At 49.1% G+C, this 18756-nt stretch carries 23 protein-coding genes; 15 read left to right on the top strand and 8 right to left on the bottom strand.

Going from position 1 to position 18756, the window contains the following annotated elements; genetic code table 11:
• The first annotated feature begins 37 nt into the window (after nucleotides 1–37).
• The 5 genes from GYMC10_RS26145 (at nucleotide 38) to GYMC10_RS32365 (ending at nucleotide 2794) form a co-directional block, all read left to right on the top strand.
• Nucleotides 38–937 carry a LysR family transcriptional regulator gene (locus tag GYMC10_RS26145; protein WP_036665214.1) on the top strand — a complete coding sequence of 300 codons (900 nt, stop codon included), beginning with the start codon at nucleotides 38–40 and terminating at the stop codon, nucleotides 935–937.
• 187 nt (nucleotides 938–1124) lie between these two features.
• Nucleotides 1125–1886: a DUF2935 domain-containing protein gene (locus GYMC10_RS26140; RefSeq protein ID WP_235201881.1), complete on the top strand. Its 762-nt coding sequence runs from the start codon at nucleotides 1125–1127 to the stop codon at nucleotides 1884–1886.
• A 20-nt stretch (nucleotides 1887–1906) separates the two neighbouring features.
• Nucleotides 1907–2296 (top strand): YmaF family protein, encoded by a 390-nt coding sequence (locus GYMC10_RS32060; RefSeq protein WP_015737278.1) that lies wholly within the window; start codon nucleotides 1907–1909, stop codon nucleotides 2294–2296.
• A 130-nt stretch (nucleotides 2297–2426) separates the two neighbouring features.
• Nucleotides 2427–2525 (top strand): YjcZ family sporulation protein, encoded by a 99-nt coding sequence (locus GYMC10_RS32055; protein WP_015737277.1) that lies wholly within the window; start codon nucleotides 2427–2429, stop codon nucleotides 2523–2525.
• Nucleotides 2526–2581: 56 nt separating this feature from the next.
• Complete coding sequence (locus GYMC10_RS32365; protein ID WP_144374278.1) at nucleotides 2582–2794, top strand: hypothetical protein; 213 nt, start codon at nucleotides 2582–2584, stop codon at nucleotides 2792–2794.
• On the opposite strand, the gene GYMC10_RS26135 is transcribed toward GYMC10_RS32365, so the two are convergent.
• The 3 genes from GYMC10_RS26135 to GYMC10_RS26125 all read right to left on the bottom strand — a co-directional run bounded on the left by GYMC10_RS26135 (nucleotide 2778) and on the right by GYMC10_RS26125 (nucleotide 4495).
• Entirely contained in the window at nucleotides 2778–3227 is a 450-nt protein-coding gene (locus tag GYMC10_RS26135) for a hypothetical protein (RefSeq protein WP_015737276.1), read from the bottom strand. The genes GYMC10_RS32365 and GYMC10_RS26135 overlap by 17 nt on opposite strands.
• Before the next feature lie 174 nt (nucleotides 3228–3401).
• Nucleotides 3402–3641: a WGxxGxxG family protein gene (locus tag GYMC10_RS26130; protein ID WP_015737275.1), complete on the bottom strand. Its 240-nt coding sequence runs from the start codon at nucleotides 3639–3641 to the stop codon at nucleotides 3402–3404.
• 161 nt (nucleotides 3642–3802) lie between these two features.
• The gene (locus GYMC10_RS26125) at nucleotides 3803–4495 is read right to left on the bottom strand and encodes a hypothetical protein (RefSeq protein ID WP_015737274.1); all 693 of its coding nucleotides are present in this window, start codon (nucleotides 4493–4495) and stop codon (nucleotides 3803–3805) included.
• A 204-nt stretch (nucleotides 4496–4699) separates the two neighbouring features.
• Here GYMC10_RS26125 and GYMC10_RS32050 point away from each other — a divergent pair, with 204 nt between their 5' ends.
• The 6 genes from GYMC10_RS32050 (at nucleotide 4700) to GYMC10_RS26100 (ending at nucleotide 10376) form a co-directional block, all read left to right on the top strand.
• Nucleotides 4700–4864 carry a sporulation protein Cse60 gene (locus GYMC10_RS32050; RefSeq protein ID WP_009593971.1) on the top strand — a complete coding sequence of 55 codons (165 nt, stop codon included), beginning with the start codon at nucleotides 4700–4702 and terminating at the stop codon, nucleotides 4862–4864.
• A 416-nt stretch (nucleotides 4865–5280) separates the two neighbouring features.
• Entirely contained in the window at nucleotides 5281–6093 is an 813-nt protein-coding gene (locus GYMC10_RS26120; protein WP_015737273.1) for an undecaprenyl-diphosphate phosphatase, read from the top strand.
• Between the two features lie 140 nt (nucleotides 6094–6233).
• The gene (locus tag GYMC10_RS26115; protein ID WP_015737272.1) at nucleotides 6234–6869 is read left to right on the top strand and encodes a pyridoxamine 5'-phosphate oxidase family protein; all 636 of its coding nucleotides are present in this window, start codon (nucleotides 6234–6236) and stop codon (nucleotides 6867–6869) included.
• Between the two features lie 80 nt (nucleotides 6870–6949).
• The gene (locus GYMC10_RS26110; RefSeq protein ID WP_235201879.1) at nucleotides 6950–8155 is read left to right on the top strand and encodes a phosphoenolpyruvate hydrolase family protein; all 1206 of its coding nucleotides are present in this window, start codon (nucleotides 6950–6952) and stop codon (nucleotides 8153–8155) included.
• Nucleotides 8156–8284: 129 nt separating this feature from the next.
• Nucleotides 8285–9496: a Tm-1-like ATP-binding domain-containing protein gene (locus GYMC10_RS26105; RefSeq protein ID WP_015737270.1), complete on the top strand. Its 1212-nt coding sequence runs from the start codon at nucleotides 8285–8287 to the stop codon at nucleotides 9494–9496.
• Between the two features lie 49 nt (nucleotides 9497–9545).
• Complete coding sequence (locus GYMC10_RS26100; protein WP_015737269.1) at nucleotides 9546–10376, top strand: phosphoenolpyruvate hydrolase family protein; 831 nt, start codon at nucleotides 9546–9548, stop codon at nucleotides 10374–10376.
• Nucleotides 10377–10555: 179 nt separating this feature from the next.
• Here GYMC10_RS26100 and GYMC10_RS32665 read toward each other — a convergent pair whose 3' ends face one another.
• Both GYMC10_RS32665 and GYMC10_RS26095 read right to left on the bottom strand, forming a co-directional pair.
• Nucleotides 10556–10732, bottom strand: a complete 177-nt coding sequence (locus tag GYMC10_RS32665) for a hypothetical protein (RefSeq protein ID WP_015737268.1) — start codon at nucleotides 10730–10732, stop codon at nucleotides 10556–10558.
• Between the two features lie 183 nt (nucleotides 10733–10915).
• Nucleotides 10916–11233, bottom strand: coding sequence for a hypothetical protein (locus GYMC10_RS26095; protein WP_009593992.1), 318 nt, complete (start codon nucleotides 11231–11233; stop codon nucleotides 10916–10918).
• Between the two features lie 171 nt (nucleotides 11234–11404).
• Here GYMC10_RS26095 and GYMC10_RS26090 point away from each other — a divergent pair, with 171 nt between their 5' ends.
• From GYMC10_RS26090 to GYMC10_RS26080, 3 genes are all read left to right on the top strand, one after another.
• A complete protein-coding gene (locus tag GYMC10_RS26090; protein WP_015737267.1) occupies nucleotides 11405–12382 on the top strand; it encodes a LacI family DNA-binding transcriptional regulator in 978 nt (325 codons plus the stop codon).
• 153 nt (nucleotides 12383–12535) lie between these two features.
• Nucleotides 12536–13462 (top strand): prenyltransferase, encoded by a 927-nt coding sequence (locus GYMC10_RS26085; protein WP_015737266.1) that lies wholly within the window; start codon nucleotides 12536–12538, stop codon nucleotides 13460–13462.
• A gap of 17 nt (nucleotides 13463–13479) precedes the next feature.
• A complete protein-coding gene (locus GYMC10_RS26080; RefSeq protein WP_015737265.1) occupies nucleotides 13480–14211 on the top strand; it encodes a DUF6081 family protein in 732 nt (243 codons plus the stop codon).
• Nucleotides 14212–14711: 500 nt separating this feature from the next.
• Here the strand turns inward: GYMC10_RS26080 and GYMC10_RS26075 are convergent, their stop codons facing one another.
• From GYMC10_RS26075 to GYMC10_RS26065, 3 genes are read right to left on the bottom strand one after another with little or no spacing between them, the layout of a single operon-like run.
• Nucleotides 14712–15632, bottom strand: coding sequence for a glycine betaine ABC transporter substrate-binding protein (locus GYMC10_RS26075; protein ID WP_015737264.1), 921 nt, complete (start codon nucleotides 15630–15632; stop codon nucleotides 14712–14714).
• Between the two features lies 1 nt (nucleotide 15633).
• On the bottom strand, nucleotides 15634–16467 hold the full coding sequence (locus tag GYMC10_RS26070) for an ABC transporter permease (protein ID WP_015737263.1): 834 nt from the start codon (nucleotides 16465–16467) through the stop codon (nucleotides 15634–15636).
• Nucleotides 16460–17662, bottom strand: a complete 1203-nt coding sequence (locus GYMC10_RS26065; RefSeq protein WP_015737262.1) for a glycine betaine/L-proline ABC transporter ATP-binding protein — start codon at nucleotides 17660–17662, stop codon at nucleotides 16460–16462. Before GYMC10_RS26065 ends, GYMC10_RS26070 begins: the two co-directional genes overlap by 8 nt.
• Before the next feature lie 370 nt (nucleotides 17663–18032).
• On the opposite strand from GYMC10_RS26065, the gene GYMC10_RS26060 reads away from it, so the two are divergent.
• Nucleotides 18033–18602, top strand: a complete 570-nt coding sequence (locus tag GYMC10_RS26060; RefSeq protein WP_015737261.1) for a GbsR/MarR family transcriptional regulator — start codon at nucleotides 18033–18035, stop codon at nucleotides 18600–18602.
• The last annotated feature ends 154 nt before the right edge of the window (nucleotides 18603–18756 follow it).

The raw sequence follows: 18756 nt of genomic DNA, 5'->3' as shown, positions 1-18756 counted from the left end.
GAGCTTTTTAAGACTCGCAGAAACCGGGGTGCAGGATATGGAAATCCGGCAATTAGAATATTTCATGGCTGTTTGTCAAGAGCTGCATTTTACAAGAGCATCCGAAAAATTGGGGGTCACGCAGCCTACCCTAAGCCACCAGATAAAAGCAATTGAGGACGAATTGGGGATGCCCTTATTCGATCGGATAGGCAAAAAAATAGCTATTACTGAAGCCGGATTCATTTTGCTAAAACATTGCCACACTGTTTTTCACAGCTTCAAGAGCGTACGTGAAGAAATTCAAGAACTGCAAGATATCAAACGGGGACGCCTTTCGGTTGGGGTTTTACCGGGCGAATTAAATGCGCTTGTTTGCCGGCTGCTGCCGGATTTTCATGAGGCCTATTCCGAAGTTCAGGTTAGGGTCATCAGCGCGGACAATGTTGCGGAACGCTTGCTTAATAACGAGATCGACCTGGCTCTTACTATTATTCCTGTTCATGATGAACGTATCGTTTCCCAACTGCTGTACAAAGAAAAGCTTTATTTAGTAGTTAATGCCGACCATCCCTTAGCGGAAGGGCCCGAAGTAAGCTTAGAGGCTCTTAAGGACCTCCCTCTTGTTTTGTTTCCTAAAAATTATCGGTGTCGACATCAATTGGATTCTATCTGCAACCTGAAGGAAATTGATCTGCGACCAGCCATCGAAATCGATGCCATTGAATCAATGATCACCCTGATAGAAGCAGGGGTAGGCTGTTCCATCCTTTCCGAAACCTTGATGAAGCAGTGGGACAAACCTGGAGTAAAAATAGTGAATATAGCAGAAAACCCATTTTTACGGCAAGTCGGACTAATTTATCACAAGGATAAGTACAGGGGGCAAGTTGTCCTAAAATTCACCGAACTTCTTCATAAACAAATAAGCCAATTAGGAATATCCTATACGGTTTAACGCCTATTTGTTTTTTTTTTTTGCATAATTTTCCTAACATAGCATATTGAAACATGCTATCCCCATATACATTGTTATCGAGCCGCTATAAATGGTTGTATTATTTCGTGTGCCGAAAGGTGGGGTAGGGTTGTCGGATCCTTTTGTAGTCAGGTCATTAGACGAAATACGTTTTTGGTCTCGCATTATGAAAGAACATTCCTTTTTTCTTCGATTAGGATTTAGATGTGAAGACACGCAGTTAATCAATGAGGCTAATCAATTTCATGCCATCTTTGAGGATATTGAAAGAAGATCACATGCATATCAAGCAGATACCGATCCACAAACGATTCGACAGTTTAATTCAGAAGTTCACAATGCTGCTGCACACATTTGGGCATTTAAGAGAAAGGTACTTGGGCTTATACTAAGGTGCCAGCTCCCTGGGGGAACAAATTTCCCTTTGCTTGTAGATCATGTTAGCCGAGAAGCGAATTACTTTAGAAATCGGTTAGAGGAACTCAATAACGGGAGACTTGAACCATTACCTGATGCGATTATCGATGAAAATGTCTTTTTCCTAAAAATCATGGCTGACCATGCAAAATTTATAGGTCATCTGCTTGATCCATCGGAGCGAAAATTAGTGGAACAAGCAAGGGAGTTTAGCCAAGATTTTGATACGTTGATGTTTCAAGCCATTGACCTAAGTTCCATGCGTCCACAATCGCAAACCCATCCATTACTAAGTCAATTTGTTGATGAAAACCGCGTTTCAGTCAAATCATTGCGCGATTTTAAGAAGACTGCGCGCGACTTAATTGAAGAGTGCCGAATCAAAAGCATCATTCATCCTTTATTAGCAGATCATGTTTTTCGTGAAGCTGAACGATTCTTATTTATTCTAGACATGTTCGATCGGTCATTATCTGGCATGAAGGTAAACAAGAAAGAAATCATGCATTAATAGAATGGAGGCACTATTGGATGGAAATACAAATAACGGGCTTTGTTGTTCATTCCAATAACCCTGATTCCAGTCATTCCCATCAACTCTTTCTAACATCTTGGGATGGAAGACCGGTAAACGTTCATGTCCATCCCTTTCAAGGAGATACCTCTTTTGACGTTGGACATTTCCATCATTACGTGGGTATAACTGAACCAGCTCCAAGCGGCGTGCCACACGTCCATAATTACCATGCCCAAACATCATTTAATGACCAGCACAAGCACATGATTAGAGGAACGACTGGACCCGCCATTCCATTGGCAGGCGGTGGGCACTATCATTATTTCGAAGGTTATACCACCGTAGATGGCAGGATCCCACATGCTCATCGTTATAGCGGAAACACAGGTGATGAACAAGGGTAGATAATAGTTTCATCCACTTTGCTTTATTATTTTAATATAAATTATGCCTTTGACTATTACCTCATGCCTTTGCATTATCAGACGCCCTTACATAATATGTAGTATTCCAATTAGGAAGGAGTAAGGGAAAATGAGTGGATATGAAGGTTCCGGGTATGGCGGTAGTGTTGGTGTTATTCTCGTTCTCTTTATTCTGCTTGTCATTATACTCCGTACTTGGGGATTCTAAGTAAATACCTTATAGAGATCTCACTTATATGCATTGAACGTTTCAGGGTAAATTGTGTGAGAAGCACAAAAGTACCGTTCGTAAAAGGTTTTGAGCAAGATGATGCTCGTTTTGAAAAACACCCAAAAAAGCGGCAAGCTAAGATGCTATTTGAGCCTTGGTTTGCCGCTGTTTTATTAACTATCATCTCCGTTGGCTGTAAAGGAACGTTTTCCGCGAAACAGAAAAATCCTCTTCTCCTCAGCACACATGTCAAACCAATAAGATGATTAGGCCAAGTACAAAAAAAGCGGATCCGAGGCATATGGAAACCAATCCGCCGAATTTTACTAAATCCATGTAAGTATCGCTTCGTTCCGAATCTCCTTTGACTTTCCAGCCTTCATCCCTGCTCCAGCCGAATGTTGGATACCTTCTGGCCAGGAGACCCATGCCTATGAGGATCACAGCATACAGAAAAAGCGCCCCCCATGACATAGGGGTACCGCCAGGTTGAACAAGCGTCGCAAACCCAATTAAGACCAATACGCCGCCAATAAATCCGCCTATTGCCGCACCAACCTGGGTTTTTAACAAATCATGATCGTCCTGCTCGTAGTCTTCCGGTAACCGTTTATTCCATCGTATCCAATCCGAATCCGGATTCATGTAGCTATAACGGCTATTTAGAATGATGACGACGCCAAATAACATCCATAACATTGAAATCAACCCCTTGAAGATTCATACGGAGTAACAAAATGGAAGTTCCTGTATAGTGAAGTGAAACATGAAGAATGGGGATCTAAAGTTACAAATTAAAGGTACCTGAAAAGAAAAAATCCTGCTCTTATGTGAGCAGGATTTTACTTCTGTTCCCTAAGCTTATCGCAAAAATTAATGGCGCTCCGGGGTACGGCGTCTTAACCCGGCAAGACCGGCAAGACCAATTAATCCAAGCCAACCCCAGTCTGTATCGTTATCATTGGTGGCTGCGTTGGTGTTATAACTTCTAGCGTTAACGTTGTTTGTGTTCATGTCATTTGCATTCCTGTTGTTGTTTTCGGCGGAAACAGGGACAACCAACATGCAAGCAATGCTCATAGCAGCGAGAAAAGACATGCAGATTTTCTTCATGTTAAGGACCTCCTTTCTCTGTTCGTCTGAAATGCATGGGCAGGTACCAAAATTATCTTGCCCCAAATAATCTTTAACGATTCTTTACCAAACGAGTGTACTTCTGACTTCCGAGTAGTGAGACTGTGCTAATTTTTCCTTTTATCCGCTATTTCACCGGATTAATGTCGATCCATTTCGAAATGGACCGAGCCGCTGTCGCGCGGATCGGTTATTGTTTTGCGGGCGATGAGATTCCCCTCACCATCCAAACCTTCGATATCAAAAGATGTGGAAGCGGGCGACGGTAGAAATACGAACCAGATCATTCTTTCAGCCTCCGCAGCAGTCAGCTTAGCGTTATAACTACCTTTGCCCTTGATTTTGACGCTTACCTTTTTTATCGAGGGATCCAGAATATCCCCGAACACCATGGGAAACGGGGTAGAGAGATGGTCTAATTCAGGCATGCCCATGTAATTTAACGCTGCTATGGATTGTGAAGATTCGCCGATTCCATATCCGCCGCCCCAAGCCCATTTCCAACCGATCCGAGTTTTTCGTACATATTCTACTTGCAAATTATGGCTTCCCGCTTGGTAAGGTCGTTTCATAAATAAAAGAGTGCCTCCGCTCACGGGTTCACGGTGAATGACATGCATGGAGGATGGGCCTCTAAACTGTTCAACCGCGTTATCCGGAGTCTTCCCGAGCGGGATATGAAGGATATTGTCCTGCCCCAGCGCTCGCGACATGCGCCGATCCGTTAATCCGCCAGGGCGTTCCATCACATAGATGAAGGCGTAGAAGAGAACGACCGAAAGAAATATCAGTTTGGCAGCAAACCGGATGATTCGTTTGTGTTTAACTTGCATAATGCGTCCACCACCACAACGTTTTTTATAATCATTTCTCAAAATCGAACAACGACTCCACCAATATACCATAATTTGGGGGTGTTATTTAGCAGTGCGTGTGGAAAACAGATAAATGCAAGTTAAAGATGAAACGTGTCGTTTACTCGATTCCAGCAGGGAACTCCCGTTTTATGTCGAAGTTTGAAATTAGGGGGTGCTTATATGCTAAAAACATTGAAGGTCGAGCTCTTTAGCGATTCCAATCTGGACGATTTGCAGGATCAGGTGAATGAATTCCTGTATAACATTCATCCTGACGATGTGAAGGATATTAAGCTTTCATCGGCAGACGGAACGTATGATATTTTGGTCATATATAAAGAATAAAGAAAAAGCACCTTAAAGGTGCTTTTTCTTTTGATCTTGCTTATTAAGAATCTCAAAAGGTAAGACCACTTTGCATATAACATTGCCGTCCAGACAGCTCAAGGTCAAAAAGTTAGGTACATCACTTTTTATGTCCCCCTAATGAAGCTTTAAGGTTCCATTAAGCTACGCATCTTATGATGGAATCACCTCTTAACAATAGATTAGGAGCCCCTCTAATTCCGTGGTTAGAGGGGCTTCTCTTGTTTACATATCTTTTTTGCGCAATTGAACAACGGGAGGTTATCGTCTTTCCGGCAGCTCCATGCACCAACGATGACTCTTGCTCGTGGTTTGATTCTTCCTATTTTTATGAGATATGATAGACTAGTATTTTTTATAAGCTATACCCATGTTGCAAAGAAAGTAGGAGAGTAATGGAAGATTTCATCTTGTGGTTGAAGTATCTGCTGCTGGGAATTGTGCAGGGGGTTACGGAGCCGATTCCGGTATCCTCCAGCGGTCATTTGATTGTCGCCCAAAGGCTGATGGGCATGGAGCAGAATGGGCTGTCGTTCGAAATACTGACCAATACGGCCTCATTGATTGCGATCGTGTTCATCTTTCGCAAGGATTTGCAGAGATTGATTGTGAACGGCCTAAGTTATGTTCGGACACGACGACCGGAGTTTAAATCCGACTTCATGTTCATTCTGTATATTATTGTGGGTACGATTCCGGCTGTCATCATCGGACTGTTGTTCAAAGACCAGATTGAGGAAATATTCGCTTCGGTTCGCACGGTAGGCGTCGCGCTGCTATTTACGGGAGTCGCACTTTGGCTGATTCGGAACCTTCGCGGCCGCAAGCTGGATAATGACTTGTCGTTCAAGGACGCGCTTATCGTAGGTTTGGCACAGGCGGTGGCGCTGATTCCGGGGATCAGCCGATCCGGCTCGACCGTCATTACGTCGATCGCCGTGGGGATGAAGCAGGAGACGGCCCTGCGGTTTTCCTTTATGCTGTACATTCCGATAAGCCTCGGCGGCATGGTGCTGGGCGTGTCGGATATGGCATCGGATCCTGATTTTGCTCCGCTGTTCATTCCCTATTTGATCGCATTTATCGCGACGCTCATCTGCACCTATTTTGCGATGAAATGGTTCATGAATATCATGGCGCGCGGGAATCTGAAATATTTCGCTTATTATTGCTTTGTTGTCGGCATTTTGCTGCTTGTCTTCTTATAAGAATGAGGGAAGGCTTCTCATAAGGTTCCTTGAACTTGTGGGGAGCTTTTTTTCTTACTGTGGAAGGGAAGCAAGGCGATCATTGCGTAGTATCGGATATAAGAAAGGTATAAGATGAAGCTAATAGGAGAGTGGTTGTGATGTCAAAAATTCCGTTTCAATCGGTCGTTTCATCGGAGGAGGAGCTTCGAAACTTGTTCGGCGATTCCAATCACGTGGTCAAACATAAAACGATTCATCGATTGGACCATCATTGCAAAGACTTTATTTCGAAGAGCCCCTTGTTGTTTATGGCTACTTCCGACGCATCCGGAGCCTGCGACGTTTCGCCCCGGGGAGATGCGGCGGGATTCGTGCATGTGATCGATGAATCCTGCTTAATCATTCCGGAGCGTCCGGGCAATCGACGGTTTGATTCGCTGCGGAATATCCTGTCTAACCCGAGAGTCGGGATCGTGTTTGTCATACCGGGTTTGAAGGAGACTTTGCGAATCAACGGCAGCGCCGTCTTGGTAAGGGACGAAGAAATCCTGGATCGGCTTAGCGTACAAGGCAAACGCCCGTGGCTTGGCATTGCGGTCTCGGTCGAGGAATGCTATATGCACTGTGCAAAAGCTTTCATGCGTTCGCAAGCATGGGATCCCGATTCCTGGATACCCAGCGAGCATCTGCCCAATCCGTCCAAGATCATCGCGGATCATGTGAATCAAGATCACGTGACGGAGGAGATCGTTGCCCGGGGAATGCAGGACAGTTACACGAATCGTCTCTATTGATTTTCATTTATAATAGGTATAGCGATATAAGGAAACGATGAGATATGACGGTCAGATTGAAGATAAGGGGACCAATAACTTTGATAACGACCAGAGAACAGGTATTGGATCGATTACATAGGGGGATACAGACCCAGGAGCGATTGATCGGGGTAGCGGCAGGAGCAGGAATATCGGCAAAATATGCGGTCAAAGGCGGCGCCGATCTGATACTGGCCTTGAATTCCGGCCGTTTTCGGCAGATGGGACTGGGCTCCTTGGCGGGCTTCATGCCCTATGCGAACTGCAATGAAATGGTGATGGATTTCGGCTCGCGCGAAATTCTTTCCGTGGTCCGCGACGCACCGGTGATATTCGGTTTATGCGGAACGGATCCAACCGTTCAGTTGCCGGGATACTTGGATGCCATTCGCGGAAGCGGTTTTGCCGGCATCATCAACTATCCGACGGTGGGAATGATTGACGGACAGTTCCGCGAAGCCTTGGAGGAAGAAGGCATCACGTATCTGCAGGAGGTGGAAGCCATCCGGATTGCCCATGAGCGCGATATGTTTACGATGGCCTTCGTATTCAATCCGGAGCAGACGACATGGATGCTGGATGCGGGAGCGGATATCATCTGCGCCCATCTGGGCGTTACGGCAGGCGGGATGATGGGGACCTCGAAAGCATGGTCGCTGGAGAAGGGCGCCGAAATCGCCAGAGAAATTTTTGCCGTCTGTGACGACTCGGGCAAGCAGCCGATCAAGCTCGTATATGGCGGTCCGGTCCATACGCCCATCGATGTCCAGTACATGTACGACAACACGTCCGCCATGGGTTACGTGGGCGGCTCGAGCTTTGAGCGAACGCCGACGGAAGAAGCCATCGTGGATGCGACGCATCGGTTTAAGGCAACGGGCCATCTGGAGCAGGACCGGCAGCTGATGGACAAGCTGACGCAATTCGATGTACCGATGGACTATGTTGCCTTTGTGAAAGAATACGTAGCCGAGCATTATGCAGTCCCGATTTCAATGACGGAGCTGGCCGAACGGATCCACGTTTCAAGAACGCATCTCAGCGCGCTTTTTAACAGAGAGGTGGGGTGCAGCTTTCCCGAATACATAGCCAAATATCGTATTCACAAGGCGCAGGATATCATGAAGCACAGCAAGCTGTCCCTGAGTAGAATAGCGGAGCTGGTCGGTTACCCGGACTATGTTCATTTCAGCAAGACCTTCAAAAAATACGCAGGCATGTCTCCCCAGGCCTATCGTCGGCATATGAAAGACAAATATACATAAAGATCGTACATAGATACGATCCTTTTTATTTGAAAGCGCTGTATTATGGTCTTACAGGGATCACATGCCGGACCCGTCAGTCAGAACGGGGCAAGCGATCCTGAGAAGAGACATGGGGAGGTCTTCACGGTGAAAACCATAGCCATTGCGGGGACGTTTGATACGAAGGGTGCTGAGTTTTTATACGTTAAATCGGTGATCGAGAGCTTGGGGTTACAAACGTTTACGATTCATAGCGGCGTGTTTGAGCCGATGTTCACGCCGGATGTAACCAATATCGAGGTTGCAGGGGCGGCAGATGCGGATCTGCGCGAAATCGCGGCCCGGAAGGACCGGTCGGCAGGGACTGCAGTATTGGCTCAAGGGATGGAACAAATCGTGCCGAAGCTGTATGCAGAGGGCAAATTCGACGCCATACTGTCATTCGGCGGTACAGGGGGAACTTCCATCGTCACCGCCGGCATGCGAGCATTGCCGATCGGCGTACCAAAATTGATGGTCTCCACCGTCGCTTCCGGCAATACGGCGCCTTATGTAGGGACAAGCGACATTATCATGTTTCCGTCCATCGTGGATGTATCCGGCCTGAACTCGTTTTCCACCAAAATATTCACGAACGCGGCACACGCGATAGCCGGCATGGTTAAGTTCGAATCGGCTGCGCCGATGGATAAAAAGCCGCTGATTGCAGCGACGATGTTCGGGGTAACGACCCCCTGCATCGATTATGCCAGAGAGCATCTGGAGTCGCATGGGTATGAAGTGCTGGTGTTCCATGCAACCGGCACGGGCGGGCGAACGATGGAAAGCCTCATTGAGGCCGGATTCATCGACGGTGTATTGGATTTGACGACAACGGAATGGTGCGATGAGCTGGTTGGCGGCGTATTGGCGGCAGGGCCGAATCGGCTGGAGTCAGCCGGACGCTGCAAGGTGCCGCAGGTCGTATCGACCGGGGCGCTCGATATGGTCAACTTCGGTCCGTACGATACCGTGCCGGAGGCATTCCGGGGACGAAACCTGTACAAGCATAACCCTTCGGTTACGCTGATGCGGACCACGGTGGAGGAGAACCGGCAGCTTGGCGGGATCCTTGCGGATAAACTGAATTCGTCGCAAGGTCCTACGGTGTTGATGCTGCCGCTGAAAGGTGTATCGATGCTCGATGTGGAAGGCGAAGCATTCCATGGAGCGGAAGAGGATAAGATGCTGTTCGACACGTTAAGACAACGGATAGACCGTGAGACCGTTGAGCTGATCGAGATGAATACCGATATTAACGATCAAGCTTTTGCGGTGGCCGCGGCCGATAAGCTGATGGAATTGATGAAGCGGCAATGAGAAGGGGAAGCCACAGGGCCAAGCATTCAAACTGAAGGAGGAACATATCATGGCCATGCAAACAAGAGCAGAAGTATTAGCGAAACTAAAATCAGAGGTTGCAGCGGGTAAGGTGTTGTTGGGAGCTGGAGCAGGGACAGGGATTTCCGCGAAGAGCGCCGAAGCGGGCGGCGTAGACTTAATCATTATTTATAACTCGGGCCGTTACCGGATGGCCGGGCGCGGATCTCTCGCTGGATTGATGGCGTACGGAGACGCCAATCAGATCGTGGTGGACATGGGGAACGAGGTGCTGCCGGTCGTGAAGCATACGCCGGTGTTGGCGGGGGTTTGCGGCACGGACCCGTTTCGGATCATGGATATTTTTCTGAAGCAGCTGAAGGAGCAAGGGTTTGCGGGCGTGCAGAACTTTCCGACGGTGGGCTTGATTGACGGCGTATTCCGGGCGAATCTGGAAGAGACGGGCATGGGCTATGATCTTGAGGTCGAGATGATCCGGAAGGCGCATGAGCTGGATTTGGTGACCACGCCGTATGTGTTTAACATCGATCAGGCGAAGAAAATGGCCGAAGCCGGAGCCGATGTTCTGGTTGCTCATATGGGTCTTACCACGAAAGGCACCATAGGCGCGAAAACGGCACTGACGCTCGACGACTGCGTGGACAAGATTCAAGCGATCTGCGATGCCGGAAAAGCCGTCAACCCGGACATTATGATTCTGTGCCATGGCGGTCCGATTGCGGAGCCTGAGGACGCGGCGTATGTATTGTCCAGAACCCATGGGGTGGAAGGATTCTTCGGAGCATCCAGCATCGAGCGTTTTGCCACCGAGGTTGGCATCAAGCAGCAGACAGAGGCATTCAAGAATATTTCGAAATGAAGTCGTAAGCTGGAAAAAGCATGGTTATGATCCTAAGGAACGCAGAAGACTCCCGTCAGGGAGTCTTCTTGGTGTTTTATTGTCCGTTGGACTGAACCAACAAGGCCTGCAAGCGAATTGAAAACGGCGCATGAAATGGACATCCTCTTTCGCGCCCGGCGGCTCGCCTGTCGTCCGGATCAATCATCATCCTTGCGTTTGCTCTTGGATGCAGCCACGGCAAAGGCAATAACGACAAGCGGAATGAAGATAAACCATGGGATCGTAATCGTGGTCCCCAATAGCAGGGCAAACAGCAGCAATACCACCATGCCAATGATCAAGTACAGGCAGCCTCTGCCGAACGTCTCCATCATCCATCATCTCCTTTTGAGAAGGATAACGTAATGGACAAGTCGCAGGTTTCGCAAAACATGGCAAAAAGGCAGAAGCCTTGCCCTTGCCATCACGCCCTTTCCGGTCACGCTGACAATGAATGAAGGTTTCCACCCAATCACAGTGTAATGTATGAAAAGCATACCAGATCAAGATCAAATTTTTTATCGCTGTTCATCTTTTGCGTTCATTTTATAATCCTTCAAAGCGCTAAGATTGGCCCGGGAATTTCCAAGCGGCGGCTTTTTGTCGCCTGGTTCCGGAGGCAGACGGTGAAGCACTTCCCGAAGCAGGGCATGATTCTCCCACACGATTTCATGAATTTCGCCCACCGTATAGAATAAGGCGCCCAAGATTGCGCCGCCAATAAGCCAAGCGATGCCTGTCAGCCAATTGCCCTCCATGATAATATGAATGATGACTCCGCCGATAAAACCGCCGATGAACCATACAGCGCCAAGCGTCTTGAACAGTTTCGACATGCCGATACCTCCATAGGGATGATATCATCAATCGTACCAAAAAAAGTAAGTCACGGATATGGCGCAATACGAACGCAGAGACCTCAACTGCTGGAGGCTTAATTTTGAATAGAGGAAGCAATCATGATAGTATCAGGGGATGAACCAGTGGATGAAGGGGGCATATCGATTGTGGCCAATATTAAAGAGATAGCCAAGCTTGCAGGCGTGTCGGTATCAACTGTATCCCGGGTGCTGAATAACCACCCTTATGTCAGAGAAGAGAAGCGGGCACGCGTGCTGGAAACGATGAAGCAGCTGAAATACGCCCGGAATATGAATGCGGTCCATCTGATTACAGGGAAAACGATGAATATTGCCATCATGCTGCCGTTTATTAATCATGCCTACTTCTCCTTGCTGATGGAAGGAGCCGGCCAAGAAGCGCTTGCCGCTAGCTATCGCCTCATCCTGTGCCAAACCGGGTATGCGCCGGATAAGGAAGTGGAAGTGCTGGAGATGCTGCGCAACCGCGAGATTGACGGCATCATTATTCTATCGTCGGCCGTGACGCCTAAACAGATCGAAGCCTATTGCGCTTACGGACCGATTGTATGCTGTCAGGATGCAGGGGAACGCTTATTTTCTTCTATATATATAAACCATGCTGAGGCATTTCGCAGTGCCATGCGTTATTTGATAAGGCGGGGACATCGCCGCATCGGCTTCACCGTAGGAAGACTGGACAGTCCGAGCACGAGAGCACGCCAAGCGGCCTATGAAGAAGTGCTTCAAGAAATCGGAGAGCCTTACCGCGAGGAATGGATCCTGGACGGTTGTATTGATCTCGAGGACGGTGCAGCGATTATGGATCGGCTGTCGGGCATGGAGGAACGTCCCAGCGCCATATTGGTGACGGGTGACCATGTGGCCGCCGGGTTAATCTATGAAGCGGAGAAAAGAGGGTTGTCCATCCCGCAAGAGCTGGCCGTCATCGGATTCGACAACCAGCCGATCGGCAAAATGCTGGGCCTTACTACGATCGATAACCGCCTGTTTGATATGGGTACGGAGGCGTTCAGGATACTCTATGCACATATTCAAGGGGAGCAGAAGGAGCCGATTCGGAAGGAGCTTGCTTTCGAGCTGATTGAACGTTCGTCGGTCTAATGGCTGCAAAGCCAAGTTATAACAAACGGATTACAAAGTTCGACAATTGTGATATTCTAATCTATGCAAGTGCTTTGTTTCACAACGCTAAACGTCTGCACGATTTGCAGGCGTTCTATTCTGTATCATAGAAGGGAAAGGAGCATATCAAACGTGGATGCCCTTACACAGTTTAAAAAAGCTTCCCGAATCAAAGTGATCCCCGTCATGCTGATTCCGGTCGCTTTGGGAGCGCTCGGGGCTTACGTATGGACGGGTACATTTCATATAGGCCTTTTTTTATTGACCTTGATCGGGAGCGGCGCTGCCCATTTGTTCTCCAATATGGTGAACGATTTATGGGACTATAAGAACGGAACGGACACGGAAGCGCATGAGCATGTAGATGCGATCTCCACCAACTCCGGGTTTTTGACCAAGGGGGTCTGGTCGCTCCGTAAGTTCGAGATCGTCACCTGGACGCTGTTCGGGATCGCGGCGTTGAGCGGCATCATCCTCAGCTTGATCAGCGGCTGGTGGGCTTTCGTCTTTGGTGGACTCGGCGGGTTGATCGCTTACTTTTACGTCGCACCGCCGATTCGATTCGGTTATCGCGGCAAGGGATACAGTGAAATTGCGATTTTGCTGTCCTTTGGTATTTTGCCGGTGATGGGCGCATACTACGTTCAAACCTCACATATGGATGTTCGGGCCTTGCTGCTGTCACTGCCCATCGGGCTGCTGACAACGTTGATTTTGTTCAACCATCACTTTTTGCATTGGCAGGCAGACCGTCAGGCCGGGAAGAAGACCCTGGTCGTGGTATGGGGCGAAAAGAGAGCGCTGAACTTCTCGCGAGTTCTGCTGCTGCTGGCCTGCCTCTCCTTGATAGCCTGCGTATTGGCCGGAGCGCTCCCGCCTTACGCACTGATTGCGCTGCTTACGATCATTCCGTTGTATCTTGTCTATGGAAGGCTGAAGGACAGCAACCGTTCCGAGGCGTATTTACCGCTGATGGGCGCGTCAACGATGACCACCATGCGCTGCGGCGGCGTGCTGATCCTGTCATTGATCATTCAGGGAATCATTCAGACTTTGTAAGGAAGAAGGGGAAATAGATGGAACAACAACGCGTTTTTGGTGATTTTCACTCCATCCTGTCCGAGAGCGGGACTTGGAAGATCGGCGGGTTCCCGCTACCGGACGGTTCATTCTGGGAATATCGCGAGCCGAATGCGGTCGTTATCGTTCGCAATGGCATTCTGTACGTACGCGCACCGCTGAGCCGTCAGAATAACCAGATCCAAATTCTCGATAACGCCAAGCATATGTATTATTCCAACGAAGAAGTGGACGTGCCGGAATCCGGCGAGGTGACCTTCGAGCTGCAAATTCGGGCCCGCACCCAAGGTACGGTTCCCGGCGACTTGTATGACGGCTACGTATCTTTGAATCTGCTTGATTTCAGCACCGGCGCGGCACTGGACTTTTTTGCTTCGAACGACAAATACGCCAGCGTGTATGCGGTCCTGCCGTTCCCGGGCGTGCAGGTGCCGGAATCGGACAAGACCCGTTACTTCTGCATTTTCAAAGAGGAAGATACGCACTTTGCGCCGCGGGAATTCAACACGTACAAAATCACGTATAACCGTGCCGAGGACGAAGCTATCTTCTACGTGAACGGCGAAGAGATCCGCCGGGAGAAAAACATCCCGATCAAGTTCAACAAATTCACCATCGCGCTTGGCATCATGACCGAAAAAGACCTGACGCCGGAGGGCAGCGTATCCGTGCATGGACAAACCGTCATTGCCGAATACTCTCCCGTGACGGTCACGATAAAAGAGTAGACTTATATAATTTTAAAAAAGATCATGCCCATCTGTTGGGCATGATCTTTTTTAATTCGTGAGAGAAGGAAGGCCTGCAGCAGCATTGTTCGAGGCCGAATCGGGGACGCTGAAAGCCCCTGAAAGGCCGAAGAAGCCGAGCCGGCAAGCCTGTGAGTCCCAAGGGGAATCACAGCATGTCCGGCCATAAACCAGGCAAGCTGACCGTGTCGAACTGGTCAGCTTAGCCCCTTCCCCGCCCCGCCCCAAAAAGCCATCCCTGAAGAAAGGGATGGCTTTGTTTGCGGGAAAGATTGGAGGCCGGGCCCAAGAAAAGAGGATGTATCCGTGGAGGAGACCTGGCGTTCGCCTTTGAAACCGGGAAAATACCGCAAAAATATCATCCTGTTTTCCTGGTTTCAACAGCGACCGAAACGGATACATCCTCCCCAGACCAGGCCGACTAATCTTGACATCCAAAAAAGAAAGCCATCCCACAAACCATGGGATGGCTTTCAACGTTATTTCAGATCTTCAATCGAATTGGCTTCCACGTAAGACGGAACCACCAGTCCGGTTTTTACGCCTTCCATGTTGGCGCCAAGGTCTTCCACTTGGTCCTTGAATTTATCCCAGTAGTCCGCATGCGTCAGCGGCAGCCAAGCAGCCACGGTGGCGTCCACGTCGCCGTTGGCAACGCCGGTCCACATAGGGCCTGCTTCAACTTGAAGGGCTTCAACTTTGTAACCCAGCTTTTCTTCCATGATCACTTTCAGCAGGTTGGTGCTGGCAATTTCGGAATCCCAAGCCACATAACTGAATTTGAAGCTTTTGCCGTCAACCGGTTGAACGCCTTCGAGCCAAGCATCGACTTTCTCAGCGTTGCTGTCCGCCCATTCTTTAGCTGCAGCCTCAGGGTCTTGGCCTTCTTGGATCGCGGTCATAATCTGACCCATATCGTCGGACGTCCACTTGAAATTGCTCAGGAACTTATAGGCTTCCGGATGATCTTCCTGAAGTCCAAGGCGGGCAACGGTGTGGATCTCTTCCGCTTCACCGTAAACCTTCTTCGGATCTTCCAGATACTTCAGATCGTATTTGGCGAACATCCAGTGCGGAGTCCAACCGGTAATAATGATCGGATCTTCGTTCTTGATGGCTTTATCGAGAGTTGCCGTCATGGCCGCGCCGGAACCTTCGATCAGTTTCCAGTCGGTCAATCCATATTCCTCAATCGCAGCAGCCGTTGCTTTCATAATACCCGCGCCAGGATCAATACCGATGATTTCATGTTTGACTTGATCGCCGAGGGAAGCGGTGGAACCGCCATCAGCCCCGTTGTCCGTCGTTCCATTCGAGCCGCCGTTTCCGCCCTGACCGCAAGCGGACAGGACCAGAATAGCGGCCAAGCTAAGCAGCAACCAAAACTTCTGTTTCTTCAAATTAAGCACCCCTTTTTTTCGATTTAAATATATTTTGTGTAAAGCGGTCGAGGACAATCGCCAAAATGACGACAGCCAAGCCGGCTTCAAACCCTTTACCGATTTGCAGCTGCGTTACCGCGCGATATACCTCGGCACCGATACCTTGGGCGCCGATCATCGAAGCGATAACCACCATCGACAACGACAGCATGATGGTCTGGTTAATGCCGGCCATCAAGGTTGGCATGGCCAGCGGCAGCTGAACCTTGAACAATTTCTGCCCGGAAGTCGAACCGAATGCATCCGCAGCTTCAGTCAATTCGCCGGATACTTGCATAATGCCGAGGCGGGTCAGGCGAATCGTCGGCGGAATCGCGAAGATAACCGAAGCGATAACTCCCGGAACCACGCCCAGACTGAAGAATGTGACGGCAGGCAGCAAGTACACAAATGCCGGCATGGTCTGCATAAAGTCCAGAACCGGTATGATCACGCGGGATGCGGACTTGCTATAGGCCGCCCATATACCCAGCGGAACACCCAGTATGACCGAGATCAATGCCGCCGTGATGACCAGACTGAGCGTGCTCATCGTCTGTGACCAGTAGCCCAAGTTGTCGATCAGCAGGAAACCGATGGCCGTGAACAAGGTTAACGGCAGACGGCCCAGCAGGTAGGCAATGACGGCCAGGATGACGATGAACAGATACGGATGAGGCAGCATGAACAAATCCGTAAACAACTGCACAACGTTCTCGATAATGAAAGAGATGGCGTCAAAGAATCCGGAGAACACGTCTCCCATCCAATCGACCAAGGAATCAACCCAGCTGGCAAGAGGGATCTTAGGCATCTTGCGTCACCTCCTCGCTCTTGGTTTCTCCGGCCAAGGCACCAAGGACGGCACCGCGGACGATAACGCCCATCAGTCGGCCGGTATCATCCACAACGGCCAATGGCACTTTGGACATGCTCGTAATTTCAAACAATTCATTTAGCAGCGTGTCGGGTCCGACGCTCGGTCCGTCCGTGATGAGAATATCCGCAAGCTTGCGGTTATTCTTCATGGCATCCGATGCATCTTCCGCCGTAATGACGCCGAGCAGCTTCTTCGAACGGTCGATCACGAACAGGTTCGAGATGCCGCGTTCACGCATAAGCTCCAGCGCAACCCGAGGCCCGCGATCCATCGTGATGGTTTCCGGACGGCGCATAACCCGTGAAGCGGTAAGCACCTTGGATAGATCCACGTCTTCCACGAACCGTTCGACGTAGTCGTTGGCAGGCTGGGTCAAGATTTCCTCCGGCGTGCCGATCTGCACGATCGAGCCGTCCTTCATCAAGGCAATGCGGTCGCCGATCCGAAGAGCTTCGTCCAGGTCGTGGGTAATGAACACGATGGTTTTTTTCATTTTGTCCTGGAGCTCGATCAATTCGTCCTGCATGTCTCTGCGAATGAGGGGATCCAGTGCGCTGAAGGCTTCGTCCATCAGCAGAATCTCCGGATCGTTGGCAAGCGCACGGGCCAGCCCGACGCGCTGCTGCATGCCGCCGCTGAGCTGATCGGGCATTTTTTCCTCCCAGCCCTTCAAGCCTACAAGCTCAAGCGACTTCATGGCCGCTTCGCGGCGTTTGCTCTTGTCTACCTTCTGAATCTCCAGACCGTATTCCACATTGTCCACAACCGTGCGATGGGGGAACAAGGCGAACTTCTGGAACACCATGCTGATTTTTTTGCGGCGTACTTCCCGCAGCTGTTCCTTGTTCATTTTTCGCAGGTCCTTGCCGTGTATCAAGATTTCGCCCGATGTCGGCTCAATCAACCGATTTAGCAAACGGACGAGCGTAGACTTCCCGCTGCCCGATAGCCCCATAATCACGAAGATCTCGCCTTCCTGAATATCGAAGCTGACACGGTTAACGCCAACCGTTATATTTTTCTCTTTTGCAATTCGCGCTTTACTCCAGCCTTGCTCAAGCAATTGAAGCCCTTGTTCCGGGTTCGCGCCGAACAATTTGCTGACTTTGTTAACTTGCAGAATAGCCAAAAGTACTCCTCCTTTTATTGTATAGAGACGCGTCCATTTGTCCGAGTCTTTGCCGATGTCGTCTCGTAAACCCATGTCACCCATTGTAACAACCGATACGTAAAGTATCAAACGTTATATCCGTACATAAAGTACGTACAGTAAAAACTGTACAAAGTTATCCTTTGAAATGCTCTCATATGCTCCGATATCCTCCAAAGCGATCTTCTTTACTTTTAAAATAGCTTTCCCTACAATAGATCAGAGAATGTGTGTGGATTCGGCTTGTTTAGATTTCATTGAGATCGTTCACACTACACTTCGAGTCCACCTAGTTTTGTTATGTTGACATGACTTCTTGGATGGCTACAGTATAGAGGAGGCTGCAAGCATGGGCTTGTACCATTTAGATGATGAACGGCAGGCAGCCGTGCAGAAGATTCGTAAGCGTGTCATTGAAAATATTGGACGGAATATGGACTTGTACGGCATTCCACACTCAACGGGACATTTATACGGATTACTTTATTTTGCGGATAAACCGATGAACCTGGATGAAATGGGACAGGAAATGAAGATGAGCAAAACGAGCATGAGTACAGGCGTGCGGACGCTGCTCGATTATAAAATGGTCAACAAGGTGTGGGAGAAGGGCTCCCGCAAGGATTTATATGAAGTGGAATACGATTGGTATCAGACCTTCTTTGATTTTTTCGATATTAAATGGCGTAAATCGGTGGAGAGCAACATTCTGGTCCTGCGCAAAGCGCTTGACGAAACGGAGAAGCTCCGCAAAGCCCATGAGGATGACGAAGAGCTGGTAGCGGTGCTGCAAGAGGATCAGGCGAAGATGCGTGAGGCTGTTGCTTATTATAAATGGCTGGAGCGATTGATCGATACTTTCGTGGATGGCGAAATCTTCAACTATGTGCCGAAAGAGCCGCCTGAGGGCAAATCCTGATCTTGAATATGGGGAAATTCCCCAGTATAATGTGAAGTAAGGCAATGCTTACCTAAGAGGTACAACCTGATTTTATCGGGTTGTGCCTTTTTTTGTTATATGGCGCTGCCTTAAGCGAATAAACCGCATGTTAACCGCACATGTGGTGCAAAAA

The organism is Paenibacillus sp. Y412MC10 (genome assembly GCF_000024685.1).
In the GTDB taxonomy this organism is placed as follows: domain Bacteria; phylum Bacillota; class Bacilli; order Paenibacillales; family Paenibacillaceae; genus Paenibacillus_AQ; species Paenibacillus_AQ lautus_A.
Note: the sequence above shows the minus strand (reverse complement) of the source record. Positions and strands in the feature narration are given on the sequence as shown.